This is a genomic window from Roseovarius roseus, assembly GCF_043355935.2.
GTDB lineage: Bacteria > Pseudomonadota > Alphaproteobacteria > Rhodobacterales > Rhodobacteraceae > Roseovarius > Roseovarius roseus.
Window position 1 is genome coordinate 228,339 of sequence record NZ_JBHFPE020000002.1, and the last position, 22,561, is coordinate 250,899.

22 protein-coding genes are annotated in these 22,561 nt (G+C 62.4%); 5 read left to right on the plus strand and 17 right to left on the minus strand.

The annotated features are described in order from the left end of the window. Position 1: 1 nt before the first annotated feature. The 11 genes from ACEWPL_RS05010 to ACEWPL_RS05060 form a co-directional block, all read right to left on the minus strand. Positions 2-859, minus strand: a complete 858-nt coding sequence (locus ACEWPL_RS05010; protein ID WP_393933746.1) for a tetratricopeptide repeat protein — start codon at positions 857-859, stop codon at positions 2-4. Positions 860-919: 60 nt separating this feature from the next. Next, the gene (locus tag ACEWPL_RS05015) at positions 920-1,468 is read right to left on the minus strand and encodes a tetratricopeptide repeat protein (RefSeq protein ID WP_393933748.1); all 549 of its coding nucleotides are present in this window, start codon (positions 1,466-1,468) and stop codon (positions 920-922) included. Between the two features lie 24 nt (positions 1,469-1,492). Beyond that, positions 1,493-2,461 (minus strand): type II secretion system F family protein, encoded by a 969-nt coding sequence (locus ACEWPL_RS05020; protein WP_393933750.1) that lies wholly within the window; start codon positions 2,459-2,461, stop codon positions 1,493-1,495. A 13-nt stretch (positions 2,462-2,474) separates the two neighbouring features. Beyond that, a complete protein-coding gene (locus ACEWPL_RS05025) occupies positions 2,475-3,443 on the minus strand; it encodes a type II secretion system F family protein (protein WP_393933752.1) in 969 nt (322 codons plus the stop codon). A 6-nt stretch (positions 3,444-3,449) separates the two neighbouring features. Then, positions 3,450-4,910, minus strand: coding sequence for a TadA family conjugal transfer-associated ATPase (locus tag ACEWPL_RS05030; RefSeq protein ID WP_393933754.1), 1,461 nt, complete (start codon positions 4,908-4,910; stop codon positions 3,450-3,452). Positions 4,911-4,937: 27 nt separating this feature from the next. Beyond that, positions 4,938-6,164 carry a CpaE/TadZ family protein gene (locus tag ACEWPL_RS05035; protein WP_393933756.1) on the minus strand — a complete coding sequence of 409 codons (1,227 nt, stop codon included), beginning with the start codon at positions 6,162-6,164 and terminating at the stop codon, positions 4,938-4,940. A 327-nt stretch (positions 6,165-6,491) separates the two neighbouring features. Next, complete coding sequence (locus tag ACEWPL_RS05040) at positions 6,492-7,148, minus strand: OmpA family protein (RefSeq protein WP_393933758.1); 657 nt, start codon at positions 7,146-7,148, stop codon at positions 6,492-6,494. Positions 7,149-7,165: 17 nt separating this feature from the next. Beyond that, positions 7,166-8,584 carry a type II and III secretion system protein family protein gene (locus ACEWPL_RS05045; RefSeq protein WP_393933760.1) on the minus strand — a complete coding sequence of 473 codons (1,419 nt, stop codon included), beginning with the start codon at positions 8,582-8,584 and terminating at the stop codon, positions 7,166-7,168. Between the two features lie 204 nt (positions 8,585-8,788). Next, positions 8,789-9,658 carry a Flp pilus assembly protein CpaB gene (gene cpaB / locus ACEWPL_RS05050; RefSeq protein WP_393933762.1) on the minus strand — a complete coding sequence of 290 codons (870 nt, stop codon included), beginning with the start codon at positions 9,656-9,658 and terminating at the stop codon, positions 8,789-8,791. Between the two features lie 123 nt (positions 9,659-9,781). Then, on the minus strand, positions 9,782-9,976 hold the full coding sequence (locus ACEWPL_RS05055; protein ID WP_393933764.1) for a Flp family type IVb pilin: 195 nt from the start codon (positions 9,974-9,976) through the stop codon (positions 9,782-9,784). A gap of 156 nt (positions 9,977-10,132) precedes the next feature. Then, entirely contained in the window at positions 10,133-10,345 is a 213-nt protein-coding gene (locus ACEWPL_RS05060) for a hypothetical protein (protein WP_393933766.1), read from the minus strand. 378 nt (positions 10,346-10,723) lie between these two features. Here ACEWPL_RS05060 and ACEWPL_RS05065 point away from each other — a divergent pair, with 378 nt between their 5' ends. Further along, the gene (locus ACEWPL_RS05065) at positions 10,724-11,533 is read left to right on the plus strand and encodes a lytic transglycosylase domain-containing protein (RefSeq protein ID WP_393934184.1); all 810 of its coding nucleotides are present in this window, start codon (positions 10,724-10,726) and stop codon (positions 11,531-11,533) included. A gap of 94 nt (positions 11,534-11,627) precedes the next feature. Here ACEWPL_RS05065 and ACEWPL_RS05070 read toward each other — a convergent pair whose 3' ends face one another. The 6 genes from ACEWPL_RS05070 to tldD all read right to left on the minus strand — a co-directional run bounded on the left by ACEWPL_RS05070 (position 11,628) and on the right by tldD (position 19,482). Continuing rightward, positions 11,628-12,251, minus strand: coding sequence for a 3-oxoacid CoA-transferase subunit B (locus ACEWPL_RS05070; RefSeq protein WP_393933768.1), 624 nt, complete (start codon positions 12,249-12,251; stop codon positions 11,628-11,630). After that, positions 12,251-12,955 carry a CoA transferase subunit A gene (locus ACEWPL_RS05075; protein ID WP_393933770.1) on the minus strand — a complete coding sequence of 235 codons (705 nt, stop codon included), beginning with the start codon at positions 12,953-12,955 and terminating at the stop codon, positions 12,251-12,253. Before ACEWPL_RS05075 ends, ACEWPL_RS05070 begins: the two co-directional genes overlap by 1 nt. 132 nt (positions 12,956-13,087) lie before the next feature. Then, the gene (locus tag ACEWPL_RS05080; protein ID WP_393933772.1) at positions 13,088-13,657 is read right to left on the minus strand and encodes a L,D-transpeptidase; all 570 of its coding nucleotides are present in this window, start codon (positions 13,655-13,657) and stop codon (positions 13,088-13,090) included. Positions 13,658-13,782: 125 nt separating this feature from the next. Next, positions 13,783-16,494 (minus strand): type I DNA topoisomerase, encoded by a 2,712-nt coding sequence (topA, locus tag ACEWPL_RS05085; protein WP_393933774.1) that lies wholly within the window; start codon positions 16,492-16,494, stop codon positions 13,783-13,785. A gap of 249 nt (positions 16,495-16,743) precedes the next feature. Continuing rightward, on the minus strand, positions 16,744-17,889 hold the full coding sequence (gene dprA / locus ACEWPL_RS05090) for a DNA-processing protein DprA (protein WP_393934185.1): 1,146 nt from the start codon (positions 17,887-17,889) through the stop codon (positions 16,744-16,746). A 171-nt stretch (positions 17,890-18,060) separates the two neighbouring features. Beyond that, positions 18,061-19,482 (minus strand): metalloprotease TldD, encoded by a 1,422-nt coding sequence (tldD, locus tag ACEWPL_RS05095; RefSeq protein WP_393933776.1) that lies wholly within the window; start codon positions 19,480-19,482, stop codon positions 18,061-18,063. A gap of 286 nt (positions 19,483-19,768) precedes the next feature. Between tldD and coxB the strand changes: the two genes are divergently transcribed. The 4 genes from coxB (at position 19,769) to ACEWPL_RS05115 (ending at position 22,517) form a co-directional block, all read left to right on the plus strand. Further along, positions 19,769-20,659 (plus strand): cytochrome c oxidase subunit II, encoded by an 891-nt coding sequence (gene coxB, locus ACEWPL_RS05100; protein WP_393933778.1) that lies wholly within the window; start codon positions 19,769-19,771, stop codon positions 20,657-20,659. A 112-nt stretch (positions 20,660-20,771) separates the two neighbouring features. Next, positions 20,772-21,752, plus strand: coding sequence for a heme o synthase (cyoE, locus tag ACEWPL_RS05105; protein WP_393933780.1), 981 nt, complete (start codon positions 20,772-20,774; stop codon positions 21,750-21,752). Then, complete coding sequence (locus tag ACEWPL_RS05110; RefSeq protein WP_393933782.1) at positions 21,752-21,928, plus strand: hypothetical protein; 177 nt, start codon at positions 21,752-21,754, stop codon at positions 21,926-21,928. The genes cyoE and ACEWPL_RS05110 overlap by 1 nt, the downstream gene beginning before the upstream one ends. Next, entirely contained in the window at positions 21,918-22,517 is a 600-nt protein-coding gene (locus tag ACEWPL_RS05115) for a cytochrome c oxidase assembly protein (RefSeq protein ID WP_393933784.1), read from the plus strand. Before ACEWPL_RS05110 ends, ACEWPL_RS05115 begins: the two co-directional genes overlap by 11 nt. Positions 22,518-22,561 lie beyond the last annotated feature (44 nt).

Genomic DNA, 22,561 nt, shown 5'->3' on the forward strand with positions numbered 1-22,561 from the left:
ATCAGTTGATCACGTTGCCTTCCAGCGCACCAAGGCTGCGCGAGGCGGCCTCGAAATGCTGGGGATGGGTCTCAATGGCATCGCGGAGCAGGCCCTTGCCGGTCTCGACATCGCCCTGCTTGATCGCGGTCAGGCCCAGGGTATAGAGAAGCTCGGCCCGTTCGGTCTGGCTGACGGGCATCACGGGCACGGCATAGTTTCGCTGCGCCCCGCGTGCCAGAACAAGGTTGTTCTTGGCTGTGAAGAGCGAGGCATCCTGCCGGATCGCGTCGGAGAAGAGACGCTCGGCATCGGCGTAATCGCCGCGGCTCAGCTTGGAATAACCCCAGTTGTTCATGACATTGGCGGGCGTCGTCGTTAGACCCACGGCAATCTCGTAGAAACTGTCGGCCTTGGTCCAGTTCTTGTTGCTGTCGGCCACCATCGCCTCGAGGCGATAGCGTTTGAACGTCTCGTAGGTTGGCGGAATGGTGTTCAGCACCTCCTCTGCGCGATCCCATTCATTGTTGCGGATCAGCGCATCGGCCAGTTCGACCTTGTCCGCGTCGGTGGCCTCCTTGTGCTCGGTCACGTTTTTCCAGGCGGCGACGCCCTCGGTGCCGCGGCTGGCGCGCACAAGGCTCTGGGCAAGGCCGCGCTGAAGCTCGATCCGGTCCGGTTTTTCCGCCACGGTGCGCTGGAAATACGCCACGGCCTCATTCGCATCCGATGAGTTCAGCATCACATCGTTGAGATTGCTTTCGTCGATGACATTGACGCCCTGAAACTTGCGATCAACGTCTTCGGTCTTGGACTCGCCGCATCCGGACAGGAATACTGACCCTGCCGCGCAGAGCGATACTAGGATAGGGTGGCGCATTTTTGCGTCCTTTTACTGCCTTGCCTCGACTTGGTGTCACCCGCAACGCGTCCCCGTCCGCTATTGTATCGTGCGGATCAGGTAGTCGCTGCTTCCGCGGCGCACCAATTTGTAATCTTGCTCTTCGGCCTCAGCATAGACCGAATTATCCTGTTTTGCGAGGGCCAAGCGCAGATTGTCACGAATTGAGTCACTTTCGCCATTGTCCAGCGCATAGGCCCGCCGAAAGACCTGCTCGGCCTCGGCAATCTCGCCCTGTTCCATGAGGGTGACGCCCAGATTGTTCCACGCCTCGGGCGAGCGCTCGTCCTTTTCGACGGCCTCGCGGAGCAGCTCTTCGGCCTGCCCGACACGGCCAAGGCCGAGATACGCGCTGCCGAGGCCCAAGAGCACCTCGGAGGTCATGCCCTCATCGAGCGCGGCGCGCGAGAAGGATTTGATTGCCAGTTCATATTCGCCGGCGCTGATCAGGCGGTGGCCAACGGTGGTAGCATCGACGGCGGTGCCGGACCTGGCCACGCCGGGCGCAAAAGGGTTATCGCCCCCGCCCCTGTCAGAGCAGGCGGCGAGGGCAAGAAACATCGTCAAGATCGCAGAAATTCGCGTCATGGTATCCTGTGGACGGGGCGGGCCCTATTGCGACATCGCGTTCAATTCCATGATTCCCACGATGGAAGGCCCCACCAGAATGATGAGCAACGGCGGTACTGTAAGCATCATGGTCGCCAGTGTCATCTTTGTTGGCAGCTTGTTGGCCTTTTCTTCGGCGCGCATCACGCGCTTGTCCCGCATTTCGCCCGCATAGACGCGCAGGGCGTCGGCAATCGACGTGCCGAATGTCTGCGACTGGACCAGCACAGTGACGAAGCTGGAAATGTCCTGCACGCCGCAGCGCTCAGCCATCTCGTTGAGGACCGATGCCTTGTCGCGGCCTGCCTTGATCTGCTGGCTGACGATCAGATATTCCTCGGCGATGGCCGGAAAGGAGGCGCGGATCTCGTTCGCGACGCGGATGATCGACTGATCCAGCGACTGGCCCGCCTCGACGCAGACCAGCATCATGTCCAGACTGTCGGGAAAGCCGTCTGTGATCTCTTCCTGGCGCTGCTGCTGGCGCTTGGTCACCCAGTATTTGGGCGCCATGTAGCCAAGGCCGCCCGGGCCGAGGATGTAGAGGATGACCTGCGTCGTGCTCGTTTCGCCGCCGGCCTTGAAGAGAAAATAATAGATCATACCAAGGACAAGGCCGCCAACCCCGAGGGCGAATTGCGCAAAGTGAAAATAGCGCACGGCGTCGCGGTCGCGATAGCCGGCCTGCATCAGCTTCTTGCGCATGTCGCTCAGCTGTTTTTCGTCCTGCGGTTCGAGAAAGCCGGCGTATTTGTCCAGCTTTTCGTTCTTGGACCCGCGCAGCCGCTGCTGCTGGATACTGCCTGCGGCGCGGTTCTTCTGATCGCGCTTGAGCTTGTCGATCGGGTCTTCGGGTCGGTTCATGATCAGGATCAGCGTAATCGCGATCAAGAGAATCCCCAGCGTGCCCACGGCGATGATCGGGCCGAAAGGCCCCAGCGCGCCGGTCAGGATGTCATTGAGAAAGTCCATGGAATGATCCTTTTCAGACTTTGATGTTCACGAGGGCGCGCATGACAAAGAGGTTCACGGTCAGGAAGACGCCGACGATGAGGCATGCGGGAATGAAGAACGGGTGGTCCATGACATTGTCGTAGTAATTGGGCTCTAGGATCTGGATGCCGACCAATGCGAAGAGCGGAAAGCCCGACAGGAATTTGCCCGACCATTGCGCCTCGGCCGTGATCGCCTTGACGCGTCGGAACAGGCGGAACCGGGCGCGGATCACCTTGGCGAGGCCCGCGAGGATCTCGGCCAGGTTGCCGCCCGATTGCTGCTGAATCGTGACGGCCACGGCGAGAAAGCGCAGATCCTGCATTTCCAGCCGCTCGGCCATGTCCTTCAGCGCCTCGCCAACGTCGCGGCCATAAGCGGCCTCATCCGCGATGATGCCGAACTCGGTCGCCAGCGGATCGCCCACCTCGGTCGCAACGATGGAGATCGCCGAGGAGAACGGATGCCCCACCTTGAGCGAGCGCACCATGAGCTCGATCGCATCGGGAAGCTGCTCTTCCAGAAGAGACATGCGTTTCTTGGCCTTCATCGAAATCCACATGAAGATGCCGCCGACGCCCATGGCGATGGCTACGGCGGTGCGCACAGGCAGGGACGTGCCCGTGCCGACCGAAAGGCCGACAAAGGCCAGGACAGAGACAAGGGCCATGAGCATCATCAGCTGCTTGGGCGTAAAGGCGATGGCCGCCTTCTGCGCCTTGCTCGCCAGAATGGAATAGAGCGGGAAGCGGCGCGAGCGCAGATGCTGCTGCATCTCCTTGCGCAGCTTTTCCATCACCTCGTCGCGGCGGCCGCCCTTGTCCAGCATTTCCAGACGGCGGTTGACGCGATTGTTGAGGCTGATCGATTTGCCGAATACGGTCAGATAGATGCCTTCGACCAGCACGAGAACGCCGATAAAGATCAGACCGTAGATGATTGGCTCTGCACTGATGGTCATCTGGATTTACTCCGGTTTCACGGGTTCATAGATCGAGGCGGGCAGATCGTAGCCCCAGAGGCGGAACCGCTCGGAGAAGTTCGAGCGCACGCCGGTCGCGGTGAAATGGCCGATGATCTTGTTCTCGGGCGTGAGGCCGATCCGCTGAAAGCGGAACACCTCCTGCATCGAGATCACCTCGCCCTCCATGCCCGTCACCTCGGTGATCGAAGTCATGCGGCGGCTGCCGTCCTGCAGGCGGCTGGCCTGAACGATCAGATGCACAGCCGACGCGATCTGGCTGCGCACCGCCTTGAGCGGCATTTCGATACCCGCCATCGCCACCATGTTCTCAAGGCGGCTGATCCCGTCACGCGGGTTGTTCGCGTGGATCGTCGTCATCGAGCCGTCATGGCCGGTGTTCATGGCCTGAAGCATGTCGATGACTTCCTCGCCGCGCGTCTCGCCGACGATGATACGGTCGGGGCGCATCCGCAGCGCGTTCTTGAGGCAGTCGCGCGGGCTGACCTCGCCCTTGCCCTCGACGTTGGGCGGGCGTGATTCCATTCTGCCTACATGGATCTGCTGCAGTTGAAGTTCGGCCGTATCCTCGATCGTCAGGATGCGCTCGGCATTGTCGATGAAAGACGAGAGCGCGTTCAGAGTGGTCGTCTTGCCCGAGCCCGTTCCGCCCGAGACGATAATGTTGAGGCGGCAGGCCACGGCGGCTTGCAGATAGGCGGCCATCTCCTCGGAAAAGGCGCCGAAATTCACCAGATCGTCGATCCCCAGCTTGTCCTTTTTGAACTTACGAATGGACACGAGGCTGCCATCGACGGCCACAGGCGGCACCATCGCGTTGAAGCGGGAGCCATCGGCAAGGCGGGCGTCGACGTAAGGGTTCGATTCGTCCACGCGCCGACCCACGGCGCTGACGATCTTGTCGATGATCCGCAGGAGGTGCTTTTCATCCTTGAAGGTGACGTCCGAGAGCTCCAGCTTGCCGTCGCGCTCGATGAAGATCTGCTGCGGCCCGTTCACGAGGATATCGTTGACGGTGTCATCCTTTAGCAATGTCTCAAGCGGGCCGAGGCCGCGCACCTCGTCATAGAGCTCCTGCGTGAGCGTCATGCGGTCTTCGCGGTTCAGCACGATGCTACGCTCTTCCAGAACCTCGGCGGTGATCGCGCCGATCTCTTCGCGCAGGTCCTGCTCGGTCGCCTGGTCCAGCGCGCCGAGGTTCAGGTTGTCCAGAAGGGCGCGGTGCATGTCCAGCTTGATCTCGCCCAGGCGCTCCTTGCGCTTGCGCTCGCGGTCTTGCGGGCCGACATCCGCCTTGGCCGGGGCCGAAGGCCGGCGCAGGCTGGCTGCATTGGGCGCGGTCGCGCGCTGGCTGGTATCGGGCGCTGTTTTGGCGGCCGCGTCGGCGACAGCAGGCTTGACCGGGGTGGCCTGGCCGGGTGCGGGCTTCTTGTAACGTGAAAACATCTAATCGATACCTTTCTGCAGCACGCCTTACGCGGCTTCTGCGTCACTCTTGCTCAGCGCATGAAGCGAGGCCGCCAGTTTGGCGATCTCCTTGCGCAGGGGGTTCTTGGGGGCCGAGCTGGCCAGGGGCAGGCCATGGTCCGCCCCCTGGCTGACCGCCTTGCCGCCATCCGGCAGGTGCAGCTCGATCCCGATTTCGAGGCTTTCGGCCATCCGCTTGACCCGGCTCTTGCCGCTCATGTCGGTGAATTTTGGCGCACGGTTCATGCAGTAGCGCAGCCGCTCCAGCGGCAGATCCTCAGCCTTGAGCGCGCGCTTGAGCCGCAGCGTGTTCTGGGCCGAGCGCATGTCCATCTCGAGCGTCGCAAAATAGATCTGCGCGGCGCAGAGCACCGTTTCCGTCCATTGCACCAGCGTGGTGGGCATATCGACGATCACGTAGTCGAAGTGCCTGCGCGCCTGATCCAGAACGCGGGTCACGTCCTCTGGGGTGATGATGTCCAGCGGCAGCATCTCGGGCGGGGCGGTCAGCACCCAAAGGCGGTCCTGATAGCTGACCAGCGCCTGCTTGAAGATATCCTCGTCCATCGTCTCGGTGTCGGACCACATCTCGAAGACAGGCTCGCGGCGGGGCAGGTCGAGAAAGGTCGAGACCGAGCCGAATTGCAGCCCCAGATCCAGAATGCACACACGCGGCGCCTTGTCCTTGGACGCGCTTGCCAGCTCCCACGCGAGGTTTACGGCCAGTGTGGTCGCGCCGGTGCCGCCGGCAAGGCCATGCACGCCCAGCACTACGCCCTCGCCGCCCGTTGCGCGCGGCGCCGAGGTGACGCTGGCCATGGTTTCGGCGGGTTTGCGCAGCCTGTCGATGGCCGCCTGCAATTCGCCCTCGGGGAGGGGGTAGGGCACGAACTCGTCCGCGCCCTGGCGCAAGAGGCTATGCAAAGCGGCGGGGCTGACATCGTCGGCGATCAGGATCACCTTGATTTCCAGCTTCCCCGCCAGCGCGATGATGTCGCCTATCGTGCCCAGATCTTCTTCGTCATCCTCGTCTATGGCGATGGCGATGAATTCCAGTGACTGCGCCTCTAGCTGGCCCATGAAGGCCAGCGCCTCGGGAAAGCCCAGATCGCCCCACGCCTCGCCAACGGCCGTTTCCATGTCCTCGATCAGGAGGTCGAAATTGGTCACGTCACGGCTGATGGTGCACGCGACTAGCGGGCTTGCTTCGGGTGGATTGGTCGCACTGCTCATTGCGTTATCGTCCTATCTTGCGTGCCGCCCGCCGGGCCGACCTCCCGAAGGGGGCCGGCCTTGTGTGCGGAGGGGCACGATTGTCCGAATCCCGGCCTGCATGTGTGGCGCGGACCGGTTTTTCCTTGTGCCAAACTCACGGAAAATCTGGGCAACAATAGGGCCGCTTTATCGTAATTGTGCGTTCATACGCGCCGATCACGCCATCTTTGACGCTGACAAAGGACGCAGAGCATGGCGCCCGCGCACAAAAAGAACCCGCCGCGATGCGGCGGGTTTTGAGATGTCCCGGCAAGCCGGGCAGGGAGAAACCCGTATCTTCTGTCGCTACTCGGAGCCCAGAGAGGATTGTCCGGCCATGCTGATGTCGGGTGCGGGGACCGCACTGGAAATCGTTTCGCGGTAGATGACCTGGGCGTATTTGCCATCCAAAATCATCGGGTGCGACTTCACGAAGCCGGAAACCTCGGTCACGGTGCGCCGATTGCGCCGCTCGCGGCCCTGGGTGACGATCAGCGGCTGCGTCTCGCCGAAAGAGACGACGGCTTCAAGTCGTGAGCGGCTGATGCCGTGGCTTGTCAGGTAGTCGACGGCAGCGCGCGCGCGGCGCATGCCAAGATCCTTGTTGTATCCGTTGGGGCCGACCAGATCGGCATGCCCGTACACCTTGAAGCGCACTTCGGGGAATTGCCGGATCCAGGCGGCCTGCTTGCTCAGGGTGTCGCGCGCCGTGGCGTCAAGCTGAGCCGAATTGAAGGCAAAGTTGACCGTCGTCAGCACTTCTTTGGAGAACCGGTTGGACAGATTGTAGACATAGCCACGCTCGCCGGTCATCACTTGGATGTTTTGCATGTTGGCGTTGCCAAAATTGCCACCATCCACCGTTGCACCAGCCTCGTGGAAGTAGGATCGACGGGCGTTCGGATCGCCAGCGGCACACCCGGCCAAGGCCAGGATCGGTAGAATTAAAAGAGTGTTCCTCATGTTCCCCGCTCCCTGCATCAATCCATCACGTAGCCGTAAGAGCCACTGAAATCCTGTTTTGCCACTTCGCCGGCGCCGCCTGTTGTCGGGCGGGCATCACGGGCCACGCGGCCATTCAGGAACAGATCGGCCTCGGACGGCAGTTTGACCCGGTCGGTCGGCAGGGCCAGAGCCTCGCCGCGCGTCGGTGTGACCAGGTGTGCGGTCACGATAATGACCAGCTCGGTCTGCGAGCGCTCGTAATCGGCACTGCGGAAGAGCGCCCCGAGGACCGGAAGATCGCCCAGCCACGGGACCTGACCGTTATTGTCGCGGAAATCATCCTGCAGCAGGCCAGCGATGGCAAAGCTTTCGCCATCACGCAGCGCCACTGTCGTGGATGTCTCGCGCCGGCGGAAACCGGCAACGGAAAGAAGGCCGTTGGTAAAGCTGTTCGTACTGTCGATGGACGAAACTGCCGCTGCCATTTCCAAGTTGATGATTTGATCGTCCAGAACGCGCGGCACGAAATTCAGCTCGACGCCGAAGGGCTTGAACTCAATCGTGATCGCGCCGTCTTCCTGGCTGACCGGAATGGGATATTCTCCGCCAGCCAGAAACTTGGCTTCCTGACCTGAAAGAGCGGTCAGGTTCGGCTCGGCCAGGGTGCGTACGACGCCTTTTGTCTCCAGCGCCTGGAGCAGGATCCCGATCTGCGCCGACCCGGCGTTGAAGCCGAAGAAGGCCGCACCGTTATTCGTACCAAGGCTGTTGGAGCCCGGCGTGATGCCGCTGGGGGCCGCATTCGAGACCGCTCCGTTGGTGGCCACGCCCGCGCCCAGCCCCCCCGTCGACAGACCGTCGACGGACAGCGAGGTCGAGAGGCTCTTGGCGACGCTGCGCTGCATCTCGGCAAAGCGGACTTTCAGCATCACCTGCTGTTTGCCCGACACGCTCATCAGGTTCGAGACCCGCTCGGGCGCATAGCGTTCAGCCAGATCGAGTGCCCGCTGCAAGCGCGGTGTGCTGCTGACCGTTCCCGACAGAACGATACCGTCATTCGCGGTGCGCACCTCGATCTGTTCGTTCGGAAGGATCTGGCGCAGCCGCTCCTTGAACTCCGAGACGTCGGCGCTGACATTCACGTCAACATTGGCGATCAGCCGCCCGTTCTCGTCGAGCAGGGTCAGCGTCGTGCGCCCCGGCGATTTGCCCAGCACATAAATTGTGCGGTCCGAGAGGGTCGAGAAATCGGCAATTGCCGGATTCGCGATACTCAACTCGGCAAATGGCACATCGCTTTCAACCACGACCGCGCGGTTCATCGAAACGCTCAAATCTCTGCCTGTGCCCTTGCGCACGACCTGCAGACTCTCTGCATGGACGGGCGCCGGAGCACCGGAAATCGTCGCGGTCAGCCCCATCAGAGCCGCCGCAATAATATTCGTCATTTTCATGTGACCTGCCTTCCGATCACGCCTCGTTTTACGGGTCTTAACGCCCATGATTGCGGTCACTCTGCGTCACTTTTTTCTTTTTTTCAAGAATCAATGATACTTAGCTGATTTTTCTCTTAGCTGTTGTCAAAGTGGCGCACCATGCAAACGGGCGCCGCAAACGCGGCGCCCGAAATCATGCAAATGTTTTAAGGTGATTAGCGCTCAATTCGTGCAGGGAATCGGGGTCTCGATCACTTCACCGCCGCGGCGGGTCCGAATGGTGCAAATCTCGGCGCGCGGCGCGGCTTTGGGGGCAGGGGCCGCAGAAAGTCCCAGAAGCTGGCGCTGATCGACCTCGATCCGTTCGGCCACCACGTCGTCCTGAGTGCCCACAAGGCTGAGCGTCAGGCGGCCCGTCGCCTGGGCCTGTGCCAGTGCGGCGACCTGCTCGGGACGGACGACGACGGTGACGGTTTGTGCGATGCTTGCCTCTGTCATGTCGGAATTCGCCGACTGGTCGACAGCGATCAGTTGCACGGCCGTCTCGATCAGCTTGGTCACGTCACCCTCACTATCGCCTTCGGTGCGCACGTTGCCGCGGCCGATATTGCCCGTCCAGTAAACATCGACGCGGTCGCCAGGGCGCAAAAAGCCCGAGACGCCGCTCGTGCTATCGACCTTGATTGCAAAGGCGCGCATCCCGCGGCCCAGCTTGGCCGAAATCCCGGCATCCTGGCCGGGCGCTGTCACCTTGACGTTCAGGATAGCCTCGCCCTTCTCCATTGCGCGCAAGGCGGTGCGGGGTTCCGCATCACCCTTGGGAAAGAGCTCTTCTTCAGTGCGAAACACGCCCTCGGGCAGGGATGCCTCGGGAAAGGCGATCTTCTTGACATCCTTGGTCAGGACCCGCTCGCCGTATTCCAGGGTGCGGTTCGCGATATACACATCGACCGTCTTGATGGGGTCGGGCCGCGATTTGCGCTCCTGCTCCAACTGGGTCTGATATGCTTCGATGTAGCTTTTCGCCATGTAAACGGCAAAGCCGGCCAATGCGACACCGACAACGAGAACTAGTCCGAAAATAAGACGCATGGCGATTCCTTTCGATTATCTCCCGGATGGCGCGCAAAAAGGCGGCTCGTCTAGGAGGGTGAGTAATCAGACTCGGCTCATTGGCACGGGCTGGGGAGGCTTGCGGCTCTCGCCCCCCCCCCCTTAATCAGGTGCGACGCCGGCAACCTCCGTGGCCTCGATCCCGATGCCAATATCCGTTGATAAGGTCGTCACAGCAGTCCGTGCTGATGCAATAGCCGCGACGCCAAGGCCGACAACTGCAGCCGTCAGGACGACCCAATCTACAGTGACTGCACCACTTTCGTCACGGAGCCAGGATTTGATGAACTTTGACATAACGTACTCGCTCTTTTTGCTTGATATGAAGTTGCGAGTGCAACGCGTGCGCGAGCGATCGATTGCGGGCGACACCTCGCCTATACTCTTTGGGGCCAAAGAGCCGCAAATCGAAGACTTGCGGCTCCCTTAGCTAGGTGTATCAACACAGTTTCTTTACGGAACGACGGGGGCTGCAGGCTCTTCCGGTGCGCCAACGTCCGTGTCAGTCACGCCGGTCGCGATGTTGGTTGCCAACGTGCCGACCGAGGTACGGACGGTGCCGACGGCCACAACGCCCAGGCCAACCACGGCTGCGGTCAGAACGACCCAGTCAACGGTCACGGCGCCATCTTCGTCTGCACGGAAATTCTTGATGAAATTGATCATGTGTTGTCCCTCCAAAGGATCATAAGATTACTCAGGTTTCTCACCGCTTTGCTGGTCTGGGCCGCCTCTCTCTGTTGGCCCTCAGCGCCTCGGATGAATAGTTTTTGCCGGTCAATGAAGGCACAAATTGGGCGCGATTGGACCGATTTTGGCGCAACGCGTTTTTTATGACGGACGGATATGTAACGTTCTGAAAAATAATGATTTAAAAATTAAGAAAACCTTCATTTCGATGGTTTACCTTGCCTGGAATGACGCTTTGAAAGGCGGATTCGCAGCTTGGGACTGGTGCGAAAGGCGATTCTTTGCGATGATTTGCGCAAAATAGCGATAACGCAGACAGGCAAATTTCCCGTGCGACAGTTCCTTGCCCCCCTGATGGCAGCCCTGCTGCTGTGCCATGTCCCCATGGCACAGGCCGAGCCTGCGCCTTTTCCCGAATTTACATTCAAGATGGGCAAGCCGCCAAAGAAGGGCACGGCCAAGCGGATCACGGTCCAGATCGAGCCGGGAGACCAGCCGGCACCGGCCCCCAGCACCAAGCGCGGCGAGGATGCCGAAGCTGTGCCCGCGGTCCCGGCGGTGCGCGGCGCCAGCTATGGCTGGTTCTGGGACCGTGTGCCGCCCGGCTATGCCGATGCGGGCACCGTGCGCTTTGACGAGGCGCTGGGCGTGCTGGCCAAGCCGCCCGAAGGCATGCCCGCGCCGCGCTATCGTCTGCAGGACATGCAGGAGATCGCGATTGCCCAGGGGCAGAACATCCTGAAGGCGACGATCGGCACGGACGTGTCACCCGCGCTTGTTCTGGCGGTGATCGCGGTCGAGTCGGGCGGGCGCCGCACGGCAGTCAGCAACAAGGGCGCGCAAGGCCTGATGCAGCTGATCCCCGATACCGCCGCGCGGTTCGGCGTGACGGACAGCCTTTCGGAGGCCGAGAACATCCGGGGCGGCGTCGCATATCTCGATTGGCTGCTCAAGGAATTCAAGGGTGATCCCATCCTGGCGCTGGCCGGCTACAACGCGGGAGAGAATGCGGTCAAGGCCAACAAGGGCGTGCCGCCCTACGCCGAGACGCGCGACTATGTCCCAAAGGTCCTGGCCGCATATGACCTCGCACGCGGGCTGTGCAAGACGCGGCCCAACTTCATCTCGGATGGATGTGCCCTGAACATGGCGATGGCGAACTGAAAAGGGCGGCGCCGTCCGGCACCGCCCTGATTTCAGAGCGCCAAGAAAATTAGAATTTTCTTGGCAAAACTCCTCAAGGATTTTTGATTTCGCCTCAGACGAGCGTTGCCTCGGTCGCGGCGCGGATCTCGTCCTCGGTGACGCCTTCAGCACATTCGACGATGCGAAGGCCGCCCTCGACCACGTCGAGCACACCCAGATTGGTGATGATGCGGTCCACGACGCCCGTGCCGGTCAGGGGCAGCGAGCATTCCTTGAGCAATTTGCTGTCACCCGCCTTGTTGGTATGGTCCATCACGACGATGACCTTGCCAACGCCTGCGACCAGATCCATCGCGCCGCCCATGCCCTTGACGAGCTTGCCGGGGATCATCCAGTTGGCCAGATCGCCATTCTCGGCCACTTCCATCGCGCCCAGAATCGCGGCCGCGATCTTGCCGCCCCGGATCATGCCAAAGCTGGTGGCTGAATCGAAGTAGGAGGTGCGGTTCAACTCGGTGATGGTTTGCTTGCCGGCGTTGATGAGGTCGGGATCCTCTTCCCCCTCATAGGGAAAGGCGCCCATGCCCAGCATCCCGTTCTCGGATTGCAGAGTGATCTCCTTGTCGCCGACATAATTGGCGACCAGCGTCGGAATGCCGATACCGAGGTTCACATACATGCCGTCTTCCAGCTCCTGCGCAGCGCGCTCGGCCATTTGGTTGCGGTCCCAAGGCATCAGGCTTCCTCCCTCTTGCGTGTGGTGCGCTGCTCTATCCGTTTCTCGTGCTCGCCCTGAATGAGGCGGTGCACATAGATGCCGGGCAGGTGGATGTGATCGGGATCAAGGCTGCCGCGCGGGACGATCTCCTCGACCTCGGCGACGCAGACCTTGCCGCACATGGCAGCAGGCGGGTTGAAGTTGCGCGCGGTCTTGCGAAAGATCAGGTTGCCGGTGTCATCGGCCTTCCACGCCTTGACGACGGAAAGATCAGCCACGATACCACGTTCGAGAATATAGGTCTCGCCGTCGAAGTCCTTGTGTTCCTTGCCCTCAGCTACCTGCGTGCCGACGCCGGTTTTAGTGTAGAAGCCGGGAATGCCCGCGCCGCCGGCGCGCATGCGCTCGGCCAGGGTGCCTTGGGGATTGAATTCGATTTCCAGCTCGCCGGCCAGGTATTGGCGCATGAACTCGGCATTCTCGCCGACATACGAGCTCATCATCTTCTTGACCTGGCGCGTCTGCAGTAGGATGCCGATGCCGAAATCATCGACGCCCGCATTGTTGCTGGCAAAGGTCAGATCCTTTGCGCCATGTTCCTTGATCGCCTGAAGCAGCAATTCGGGAATGCCGCACAGGCCAAATCCGCCCGCGGCGATGGTCATGCCATCCTGCAGCAGCCCCTCCAGCGCCTCGGTCGCGTTCGCGTACACTTTTTTCATGAATACCCCCTTTTGAGCACGGTTCGTCCGGTTGTGGGCAGCAGCGCCAAAAGAGTCAATGCGTGCGGCAACGCCAGCCCTGTATCGTAAAGGGGTAGAGGGCGAGTCCGGCCCCGCAGGGCCGGATGCAATTCAGATGACGCGGACTTGAGTGCCCACCGGCGTGATCGCGAAAAGCTCTTCGATCTTCTGATTGTAGAGCCCGATGCAGCCAGACGATGACTTGCGTCCGATCTTGCGCGTGTCATGCGTGCCATGGATCAGATAGGCGGGCCAAGACAGGTACATGGCGTGCGTGCCCAGCGGATTGCCCGGTCCGGCCGGCATGAAATCGGGCAGGCTGGGGTCGCGCGCCTTCATGTTGGCGGTCGGTGTCCAGGTGGGGCCAACCTTCTTGCGCACGATCTTGGTATAGCCGGTGCGCGTCAACTCGTCGGTCATGGGCACGGATGTCGGATAGACGCGGTAATCGGTCCCGTCCGAGTTCCAGTAATGCAGCGCGCGCGAGCCGGTATCGCAGACGATGGCGCCGCTGCCCAGCGAATCAAAATGGTCCTGCCAGTTCTGGATCGCAAAGGCAGATGCGTTGCGGCGGGTGCCCTCAGCATCCTGCGCGCGCAGGATTCCGGGGGTGGCAAGGGTAGTTATTGCGGCGGCGCCGCCAATCAGTGCGGCGCGGCGGCTGAGACCTGAAGTCTTCATAGCTCTTATCCTTTCGATTTCGGTGGCAAAAAGGATGCCTTTGCAACCTTACATGGATATTAATGCCGCCAATCTCCAATAACAAAGATGTGTACCGGCTTTTCGACGCGATCCGGCGGTTGGCGCTACCCCTTGCTGGCGGCCTTGCTGGCCGTCTTGGGCGCTGCTTTCTTGGTGGTCGCCTTGGCGGCGGGCTTCTTGGCCGCGGCTTTCTTGGGGGCAGCTTTCTTCTTGGCGGGTGCCTTCTTGCCCTTGCCGGACTTGGCGGCTTTCTCGGCGATCAGTTCGACGGCCATGGCGACGGTGACATCCTCAGGCTCGGTGCCCTTGGGGATGGTCGCGTTGATCTTCTCCCATTTGATATAGGGTCCGTAGCGCCCTTCCATGACGTTCATCGCGCCACCGCTCTCGGGATGCTCGCCCAACTCCTTGAGGGGCTTGGCAGTCGCGCGGCCCGCGCCGCGACTGGCCAGCTTTTGCGCCAGCACCTCGACCGCGCGGTTCATGCCGATGGTAAAGACCTCATCGACTTCCTTGAGGTTCGCATAGAGCTTGCCATGCTTGACGAAGGGGCCATAGCGCCCGATGCCGGCCTCGATCATCTCGCCGTCCTCAGGATGCGGTCCCACTTCGCGCGGCAGGCTCAGCAGCGTCAGCGCCTTTTCAAGGTCCATCGCATCCGGCGTCCAGCCCTTGGGCAGGGAGGCGCGGGGAGGCTTCTTGTTTTCCTCGGTCGCCTCGCCGCGCTGGACATAGGGGCCGAACCGGCCTGAGCGCAGGGAGATCTCGTCGCCAGTGTCCTCGCCCAGCACGCGGTCGCCCGCCTCGGCGGCATCGCTGCCGATGGGGCGGGTATAGCGGCATTCAGGATAGTTGCCGCAGCCGACGAACCCGCCGGATTTCGACGTCTTGAGGTGCAGCTTGCCCTCACCGCAAAGCGGGCAGATACGCGGATCGCTGCCATCCTCGCGCGGCGGGTAGAGCGTGGGCGCCAGCGCATCGTCCAGCACATCGAGAACCTCGGAGATGCGCAGCTCGGACGTCTCTGCGATGGCGGCCGAGAAATCGCGCCAGAAGCGGGTCAGGATATCCTTCCAGTCGGCATCGCCGGCGCTGACATGGTCCAGATCCTGCTCGAGATCGGCAGTGAATTCATAGCCGACATATTTCTTGAAGAAATTGAGCAGGAAGATCGTGACGATGCGTCCCTTGTCCTCGGGGATCAGGCGGTTGCCGTCCTTGCGGACATATTCGCGGTCCTGAATCGTGGTGACGATGCTGGCATAGGTCGAGGGGCGGCCGATGCCCAGCTCTTCCATCCGCTTGACCAGCGTCGCCTCGGTGTAGCGCGGCGGCGGCTGCGTGTGCGACTGCAGGCCAAGAACGGCAGCATTCTCGGCAAGGATGGCGGCGTCATGGCGGACCATGCCCTTGGCGCTGTCCTCGACCACGCTGTCCGACTTGTCGGCCTTGGCGAACTGATCGCGTAGGCCCGACTTGCCGAAGGCGGCCTTGTCGCCCTCGGAGATCTGCGGCAGGCGGGCATCGTCCCCACCCTCGTCCACATCGTCGCGGCCTTCCTCGTAGACGCGGAGGAAGCCGTCAAAAAGCACGACCTGGCCCGTCGCGCGCAGGCCGACCTGGCCATCATCCGAGCCGATCTCTACCGTCGTACGCTCCAGCCGGGCACCGGCCATCTGGCAGGCCAGCGTTCGCTTCCAGATCAGATCGTAAAGGCGCGCCTGATCGCGATCGCTGATCTTCAGCGCGGCGGCGTCCTTGTCCATTTCGGTGGGGCGGATACATTCGTGCGCCTCTTGGGCGTTCTTGGCCTTGTTCTTGTAGATGCGCGGCTCGGCCGGCACATAATCCTTGCCGTAGCGGTCGGCGATGGCCTCGCGTGCGGCGGTCACGGCCTCGGGGGCCATGTCGATACCGTCGGTCCGCATGTAAGTGATATAGCCGGCCTCATAGAGGCGCTGCGCCGCGCTCATCGTCTGGCGCGCGCCCATGCCGAACTTGCGGCTGGCCTCCTGCTGCAGCGTCGATGTCATGAAGGGGGCCGAGGGATTCCGGCTGGCGGGCTTGGCCTCGACCGAGATGACTTTCAGCGCACGGGACGACACCGCCTGCACCGCCATCTCGGCCTGCGTGGCGTTTGCCAGATCGAACTTCTCCAGCTTTTTGCCCGCCAGCGTGGTCAGCCGCGCCTCGTATTCCTGGCCTCTCGGCGTGCTCAGCAGCGCCTTGACGGACCAGTATTCGCGGGGGTTGAATGCCTCGATCTCCATCTCGCGCTCGACGATGAGGCGCAGGCAGACCGATTGCACACGCCCCGCCGACTTCGCGCCGGGCAATTTGCGCCACAGAACCGGGCTGAGGTTGAAGCCTACGAGGTAGTCGAGCGCGCGGCGCGCCAAATAGGCCTCAACCAGCGGCGCATCGACCTGGCGGGGATTGGCCATCGCTTCGGTCACGGCGGCCTTGGTGATCGCGTTGAAGACAACGCGGCTGACGGGTGTATCCTTATTGATCGCCTTGCGCTTGCGCAGCGCCTCTTCCAGGTGCCAGCTGATCGCCTCACCCTCGCGGTCGGGGTCAGTCGCGAGGATCAGCGCGTTGTCATTGGCCAGCGCATCGGCGATCGCCTTGACGTGTTTGCGGCTGTCGGTGCCGATCTCCCATGTCATGTCAAAGCCGTTCTCGGGATCGACCGAGCCATCCTTGGGAGGCAGGTCGCGCACATGGCCGTAGGATGCCAGCACCGTGTAGTCAGGGCCGAGATACTTGTTGATGGTCTTGGCCTTGGCGGGAGATTCGACGACGACAACGGGCATGAAATTCCTTCTCACTCTCTCGTTTCGACTGCGGTCTGACGCTGTGATCAGTCGAAAAGCAGTGCATTATGTAGGCGCGGCAACACGGATCGCAAACGGCCGAATCCCGGAGTTTTCGCCAAAGGCAGGGCCGGGGGCGCTTATGGCGGCGCAACATGTGGCGGCGCAAGAGGGATTGTCAATGACGGGCAAAGCCCCGCCGGGGCGGGCGGTAAAGCCACACCGTTTGTCACCGGGGCAAGCGGGGTGTCATTCAGCCAGCGATAAAAGACCGCCCGCCTGCCGCCTGATGCGCCCGTCCAGTTCCAGGTCGATCAGCGCAGGGGCAACGCTGCGCACCGGTGCCTGCAGGTCACGGATCAACTGGTCCTCGGCCAAAGGGGAGGGACCGAGCCGATCCAGAATGCGCCTGTGCAGATCTGCCGTCTCACCTAGGCTGCGCTTTTCATCCGCTGCTGGCGGTATCATATCCAGAAGAGACGGGGCCGGTGCGGGCACGGCGACCGCAGGCAGCGCCTCGATGACGTCGGCAGCGCTGCGCACCAGGCGCGCGCCGTCGCGGATCAGCATGTTGCATCCCGCGGCGCGGGCATCGAAGGGGTGGCCCGGCACGGCCAGAACTTCGCGCCCTTGATCCAGCGCATTGCGTGCGGTGATAAGCGAGCCGGATTTGGCCGCTGCCTCGACGACGATGACGACGCCCGCAAGGCCGCTGATGATGCGGTTGCGGCGGGGAAAATGCCGCGCCTGGGGCACCGTGCCCATCGGCATCTCGGACAGACGCACACCGCAGCGCAGAATGTCATTGCCCAGTTGTGCGTTCTCGGCGGGGTAGAGCACGTCTACACCGCCTGCCATGACGGCGATCGTGCCGCCCTCGACCGTGGCGGAGTGCGCGGCGGTGTCGACACCGCGCGCAAGGCCCGAGACGACGACATAGCCCGCCTTCGACAGGTCCGTCGCCAGCGCGCGCGCCATCCGCGTACCAAGGGAGGACGCGTTGCGCGCGCCCACCATGGCGACCTTGGGCCGTGCCAGCGCGCCAAGATCGCCCATCGCCCAAAGGATCGGGGGGGGATCGGGAATATCGCGCAGCGCATCGGGATAAAGCGGATCGGTCACAAAGAGCAGCCGCGCCCCCGCCATCTGCGCGGCCCGCATTTCGGCCAGCACGACGCCTTCGGGGCAGACCGAGTAATCCTCAATCCCGGCGGCCCTGGCCACCTCGGGCAGCGCCTTCAGCGCAGCCTGGGCGGTGCCGTGTTCGGCCAGCAGCCGATAGAAGGTCGCGACCCCAACGCGCCGCGAGCGCAAGAGACGAAGCCACGACACCCGATCATCTTCCGTGGTGGGTGGGAGTGGGGGGTGAGTGGAAGGATGTGTTTCCTCGGACATCATGGCTCCGCCTGCTTGCAGAATCATGTGTAGCGCACGGCTGGTTAACAACGCGTAAACCAAAACTCCTTTAGCGGAGCGCGGTCGTCGCCACGGGGGCGCTCATGGCTTCATCTTGGCAAAAATACTCGATTCCCGCTCTGCGCATGCGCATAAGCCGGATTTGAAAGCTCAACTGCCCGAGCCGCCTACCGTCAATCCACCGATCATCACGGTCGGCTGCCCCACGCCCACAGGCACCCATTGGCCCGCCTTGCCGCAATTACCCATGCCCGGATCCAGCGCCATGTCATTGCCAAGCGCGCGGATCTGCTGCAGCGCCGTTGCGCCGTCGCCGATCAATGTCGCGCCCTTCACCGGGGCGCCCACCTGTCCGTTCTGCACGCGGTAGGCCTCGGTGCAGGAAAAGACGAACTTGCCGTTGGTGATGTCCACCTGGCCACCGCCGAAACCGACGGCATAGATCCCGTCCTTCAGATTCGCCACGATATCGCCAGGCGCGGCGTCGCCGCCCAGCATGTAGGTGTTGGTCATGCGTGGCATCGGTGCATGGGCATAGCTTTCGCGGCGGCCATTTCCGGTCGCCTCGACCCCCATCAGGCGCGCGTTCTGGCGGTCCTGCATGTAGCCGACCAGGATACCATCCTCGATCAGAACGTTGCGGCGCGAAGGCGTGCCTTCGTCGTCGATTGTAATACTGCCGCGCCGGTCCGGAATCGTCCCATCGTCCAGCACGGTCACGCCGGGGGCGGCAATGCGCTGGCCCATCAGCCCGGCAAAAGCCGAGGCGCCCTTGCGGTTGAAATCCCCTTCGAGGCCGTGGCCGATCGCTTCGTGCAGCAGGATGCCGGGCCATCCGGGGCCAAGGACGACGTCCATCACGCCCGCCGGGGCCGGAACCGCGCGCAGGTTGACCAGCGCGATGCGCAGCGCCTCGCGCGCCTTGCCCTGCCAATCTTCGGGCGCGATCAGCCCTTCGAGGCCAACGCGCCCTCCGCCCCCGGCGGTGCCTTGCTCGCGGCGGCCATTTTCTTCGACGATGACTGACACGTTGACGCGCGTCATGGGCCGCACGTCGCGCAGATGGGTGCCATCCGGGCGCAGGATTTCCACCTCCTGGCAGGAGGCAGCGATGACGGCGGTCACCTGAACCACGCGCGGGTCCAGATCTCGAGCGAAGGCGTCGATCTCGCGCAGGGTCTCGATCTTGACCGGAAAGGCGGCGCCCGCGATGGGATCGACATCCGTATAAAGGTGCCGGTTGGTCGCCTGCGGCGGGGCCGCCATCACGCCGCCGCCATCGCCCACGGCCAGCCGTGCCGTGTCGACCGCGCGGCCCAAAGCCGCCTCTGTGATGTCCGAGCCATGCGCATAGCCCACCGCGTCGCCGCGCACGGCGCGCAGGCCGAACCCCTCGCCTGCGTCGTAGCTGGCCGTCTTGATCCGGCCATCGTCAAAGACCAGCGCCTCGCTGCGGGCGCGCTCGAGAAAGAGCTCGCCATCGTCGGCGCCCTCGGTGGCGCGGGCCAGCTGGGCCAGCGCAGCGTCCTTGTCCAGATTGTCCTCGAACGGGCGAAAGGGGGTGCCGGTCATGTGATGTGTCCTGATTTCCTGAGTCCTTGGTGCCTATATGGCGCCGCATCCCCGGTATTTCGATGCCCGCGCCGTCAGCGGCGGCCATCCTTGTGCGATTGAGGCATTGGAGCGCGCAGTTTTTTGATCTAAATCAAACAAAGCGTCCGTTTGCCGCAACCGTCATTCTTGTCTCACGGCAAGATATATGTTTTTAACTGCTACAGATACAACGGGGCCGCGCCCCGGCAGGACGGCGTGCCGCCCGCGCAATGATATATCCGCTTCAACCGATCAAGGTGCCCTAATGCGATACATTTCCTCTTTGCTTGCCACGATGGCGGCAGTTTCCGCCCTTCCCGCGCTGGCGCAGGACAATCTTGAGATCGTGGGCAAGCCGACGCAGGGCGGGATGGGATTCCAGCCCGCCGCGACCGAGCTGGCAAGCGATCTGCAATGGCTGGACGGCATGGTGCTGATCATCATCACGGCGATCACCCTGTTGGTCACAGGTCTGATCATCTTCGCGATGATCCGCTACAATCGCAAGGTCAACCCGAACCCGGCCAAGTTCACCCATAACTCGCCGGTCGAGATCGCATGGACCGTGGTGCCGATCCTCATCCTGGTTTTCATCGGGGCTTTCTCGCTGCCGGTTCTGTTCAAGCAGCAGGAAATCCCCGAGGCGGATATCAACATCAAGGTGACCGGCTACCAGTGGTACTGGGGTTACGAGTATACCGATCACGATTTCGGCTTCCAAAGCTTCATGATCGGTGAGGGCAAGGTTCTCAACGACGAGGTCATCGCCGAGCTTCAGGAGGCAGGCTACACCGCCGACGAGTTCAAGCTGGCCACCGACACCGCCGTCGTCGTGCCGGTCGGCAAGACCGTTGTCATGCAGGTCACCGGCGCGGACGTGATCCACAGCTGGACCATCCCCGCCTTCGGCGTGAAGCAGGACGCCGTTCCCGGCCGCCTGGCGCAGCTGTGGTTCAAGGCCGAGCGTGAGGGCGTCTACTTTGGCCAGTGCAGCGAGCTGTGCGGCAAAGACCACGCCTACATGCCGATCACCGTCAAAGTCGTGAGCCAGGAGGCGTATGACGCCTGGCTGGAAGGCGCGATCGCCGAATATGCCAGCCTGCCCGCCCAGCCCGGCGATGCGCGGGACGCGTACAAGGTCGCCTCGGCGCAATAATACGGGCCGAAGGGCCGCAATTTCGCCCGTCCCGCGCAATCGGGGCGGGCGGCTGCCATCTGATTATAGCCAGCAGGGCCCGCATCCGCGCCGCCCGCGACCGGAGTTCGACATGAGCGACGCAAGCCTTGACGCCAGCACAGCCAAGACCCGATCCGCACAGCCGCAGGACGCCGGGTTTTCGGACTTCTTCGCGCTGCTGAAGCCGCGCGTCATGTCCCTGGTGGTGTTCACGGCGCTGGTCGGCCTTCTGGCCGCGCCGGTCGGGGTGAATCCTGTTGTCGGCTTTACCGCCATCCTCTTCATCGCCATCGGCGGGGGCGCGTCGGGCGCGCTGAACATGTGGTGGGATGCCGATATCGACCGCATCATGAAGCGCACCAAGGGCCGCCCCATCCCCGCAGGCCGCATCACAGAGAACGAAGCCTTCGGTTTCGGCGTCGCGCTGTCGGGGATCTCGGTCGTCATGCTGGGCCTCGCGACCAATTTCGTCGCGGCGGGGCTGCTGGCCTTCACCATCTTCTTCTACGTCGTGATCTACTCGATGTGGCTCAAGCGGTGGACGCCGCAGAACATCGTGATCGGAGGCGCCGCGGGGGCCTTCCCTCCGATGATCGGCTGGGCAGCCGCCACCGGCACTGTCACCATCGAATCGGTGCTGATGTTCGCGCTGATCTTCATGTGGACGCCGCCGCATTTCTGGGCGCTCGCGCTGTTCATGAAGTCCGACTATGACGAGGCGGGCGTGCCCATGCTGACCTCGACCCATGGCCGCCGCGTGACGCGCAATCACATTCTCGCCTACACGCTTCTGCTTGCCCCGGTCTCTTTCGGGCTGCTCTTCACCTCGATCGGCGGGCCTGCCTACCTTGTGGCCGCGGTCTTGCTCAATGCGCTCTTTCTGCGCGGTGCATGGCGGATCTGGCGCCGGGACGAGGATGCGGCCAAGGCCGATAACTACGCGGTTGAGAAGACGGTGTTCAAGCATTCGCTCTACTACCTCTTTGGCCTCTTCGTCGCGATCCTGATCGACGCGACCGTGCGCAGCACCGGCGTCATCGCAGTGGGCGGTCTGGGCGTCTGGGGTCTTTGATGGCGTTTTTCCGCAAGAATCACGAGATGCATACCCGCCGGTTCAGCCGCAATCTGGGGCTGGGCCTGGTGCTGGCAGCTTTTGTCACATTGGTTTTTGGCCTGACAATTGCCAAGGTAGGTCAGGATGAGTTTGCTATTCCTGAGACTGCAAAGGGGGTTGGCTATGGCGAATGAGGAAAACCCGCGGCCCAAGGGCACCAGAAAGACCGTGCTTCAACTGGTCGGCGTCGTGATCACGATGGGCGCGCTGGCTTGGGCGTCGGTGCCGTTCTACGACTGGTTCTGCCGCGTCACCGGCTTTGGCGGTGTGACCGGCGTCGCGCAGGGCGATTCCGATACCATTCTGGATCAGACGATCAAGGTCCGCTTTGACGGCAGCCTGTCGCGCGACATGCCGTGGGAATTCACCCCCATGCAGCGCGAGATGGAGATCCGCATCGGCGAGACCGGGCTAGCCTTCTATGAGGCCTATAATCCCACCGACAAACCCATTGCGGGGCAGGCGTCCTACAACGTCACGCCCTACGAGGCCGGCGGATTCTTTGAAAAGATCGAGTGCTTCTGCTTTACCGAGCAGGTGCTGCAACCCGGCGAGCGCGTCGAGATGCCCGTGACCTTCTTTGTCGATCCCGAGATAGTCGAGGACCGTGATGCGAAATACACACATACCATCACGCTGTCTTATACATTCTATCAGATCGACCTGCCCGAGCAGCAAGCCGCACTTGCGAATGATACTGAAACGGGTAGAACCGTGAACTAATGCGGCTGGACCTGCCCTTGGCCAAGGGTCCGGCCACCACACAA

Coding starts and splice junctions, on each gene's coding strand:
- ACEWPL_RS05010 (WP_393933746.1), bottom strand. CDS start 859: ATGCGCCACCCTATCCTAGTATCGCTCTGCGCGGCAGGGTCAGTATTC.
- ACEWPL_RS05015 (WP_393933748.1), bottom strand. CDS start 1,468: ATGACGCGAATTTCTGCGATCTTGACGATGTTTCTTGCCCTCGCCGCC.
- ACEWPL_RS05020 (WP_393933750.1), bottom strand. CDS start 2,461: ATGGACTTTCTCAATGACATCCTGACCGGCGCGCTGGGGCCTTTCGGC.
- ACEWPL_RS05025 (WP_393933752.1), bottom strand. CDS start 3,443: ATGACCATCAGTGCAGAGCCAATCATCTACGGTCTGATCTTTATCGGC.
- ACEWPL_RS05030 (WP_393933754.1), bottom strand. CDS start 4,910: ATGTTTTCACGTTACAAGAAGCCCGCACCCGGCCAGGCCACCCCGGTC.
- ACEWPL_RS05035 (WP_393933756.1), bottom strand. CDS start 6,164: ATGAGCAGTGCGACCAATCCACCCGAAGCAAGCCCGCTAGTCGCGTGC.
- ACEWPL_RS05040 (WP_393933758.1), bottom strand. CDS start 7,148: ATGAGGAACACTCTTTTAATTCTACCGATCCTGGCCTTGGCCGGGTGT.
- ACEWPL_RS05045 (WP_393933760.1), bottom strand. CDS start 8,584: ATGAAAATGACGAATATTATTGCGGCGGCTCTGATGGGGCTGACCGCG.
- cpaB (WP_393933762.1), bottom strand. CDS start 9,658: ATGCGTCTTATTTTCGGACTAGTTCTCGTTGTCGGTGTCGCATTGGCC.
- ACEWPL_RS05055 (WP_393933764.1), bottom strand. CDS start 9,976: ATGTCAAAGTTCATCAAATCCTGGCTCCGTGACGAAAGTGGTGCAGTC.
- ACEWPL_RS05060 (WP_393933766.1), bottom strand. CDS start 10,345: ATGATCAATTTCATCAAGAATTTCCGTGCAGACGAAGATGGCGCCGTG.
- ACEWPL_RS05065 (WP_393934184.1), top strand. CDS start 10,724: ATGGCAGCCCTGCTGCTGTGCCATGTCCCCATGGCACAGGCCGAGCCT.
- ACEWPL_RS05070 (WP_393933768.1), bottom strand. CDS start 12,251: ATGCCTTGGGACCGCAACCAAATGGCCGAGCGCGCTGCGCAGGAGCTG.
- ACEWPL_RS05075 (WP_393933770.1), bottom strand. CDS start 12,955: ATGAAAAAAGTGTACGCGAACGCGACCGAGGCGCTGGAGGGGCTGCTG.
- ACEWPL_RS05080 (WP_393933772.1), bottom strand. CDS start 13,657: ATGAAGACTTCAGGTCTCAGCCGCCGCGCCGCACTGATTGGCGGCGCC.
- topA (WP_393933774.1), bottom strand. CDS start 16,494: ATGCCCGTTGTCGTCGTCGAATCTCCCGCCAAGGCCAAGACCATCAAC.
- dprA (WP_393934185.1), bottom strand. CDS start 17,889: ATGTCCGAGGAAACACATCCTTCCACTCACCCCCCACTCCCACCCACC.
- tldD (WP_393933776.1), bottom strand. CDS start 19,482: ATGACCGGCACCCCCTTTCGCCCGTTCGAGGACAATCTGGACAAGGAC.
- coxB (WP_393933778.1), top strand. CDS start 19,769: ATGCGATACATTTCCTCTTTGCTTGCCACGATGGCGGCAGTTTCCGCC.
- cyoE (WP_393933780.1), top strand. CDS start 20,772: ATGAGCGACGCAAGCCTTGACGCCAGCACAGCCAAGACCCGATCCGCA.
- ACEWPL_RS05110 (WP_393933782.1), top strand. CDS start 21,752: ATGGCGTTTTTCCGCAAGAATCACGAGATGCATACCCGCCGGTTCAGC.
- ACEWPL_RS05115 (WP_393933784.1), top strand. CDS start 21,918: ATGGCGAATGAGGAAAACCCGCGGCCCAAGGGCACCAGAAAGACCGTG.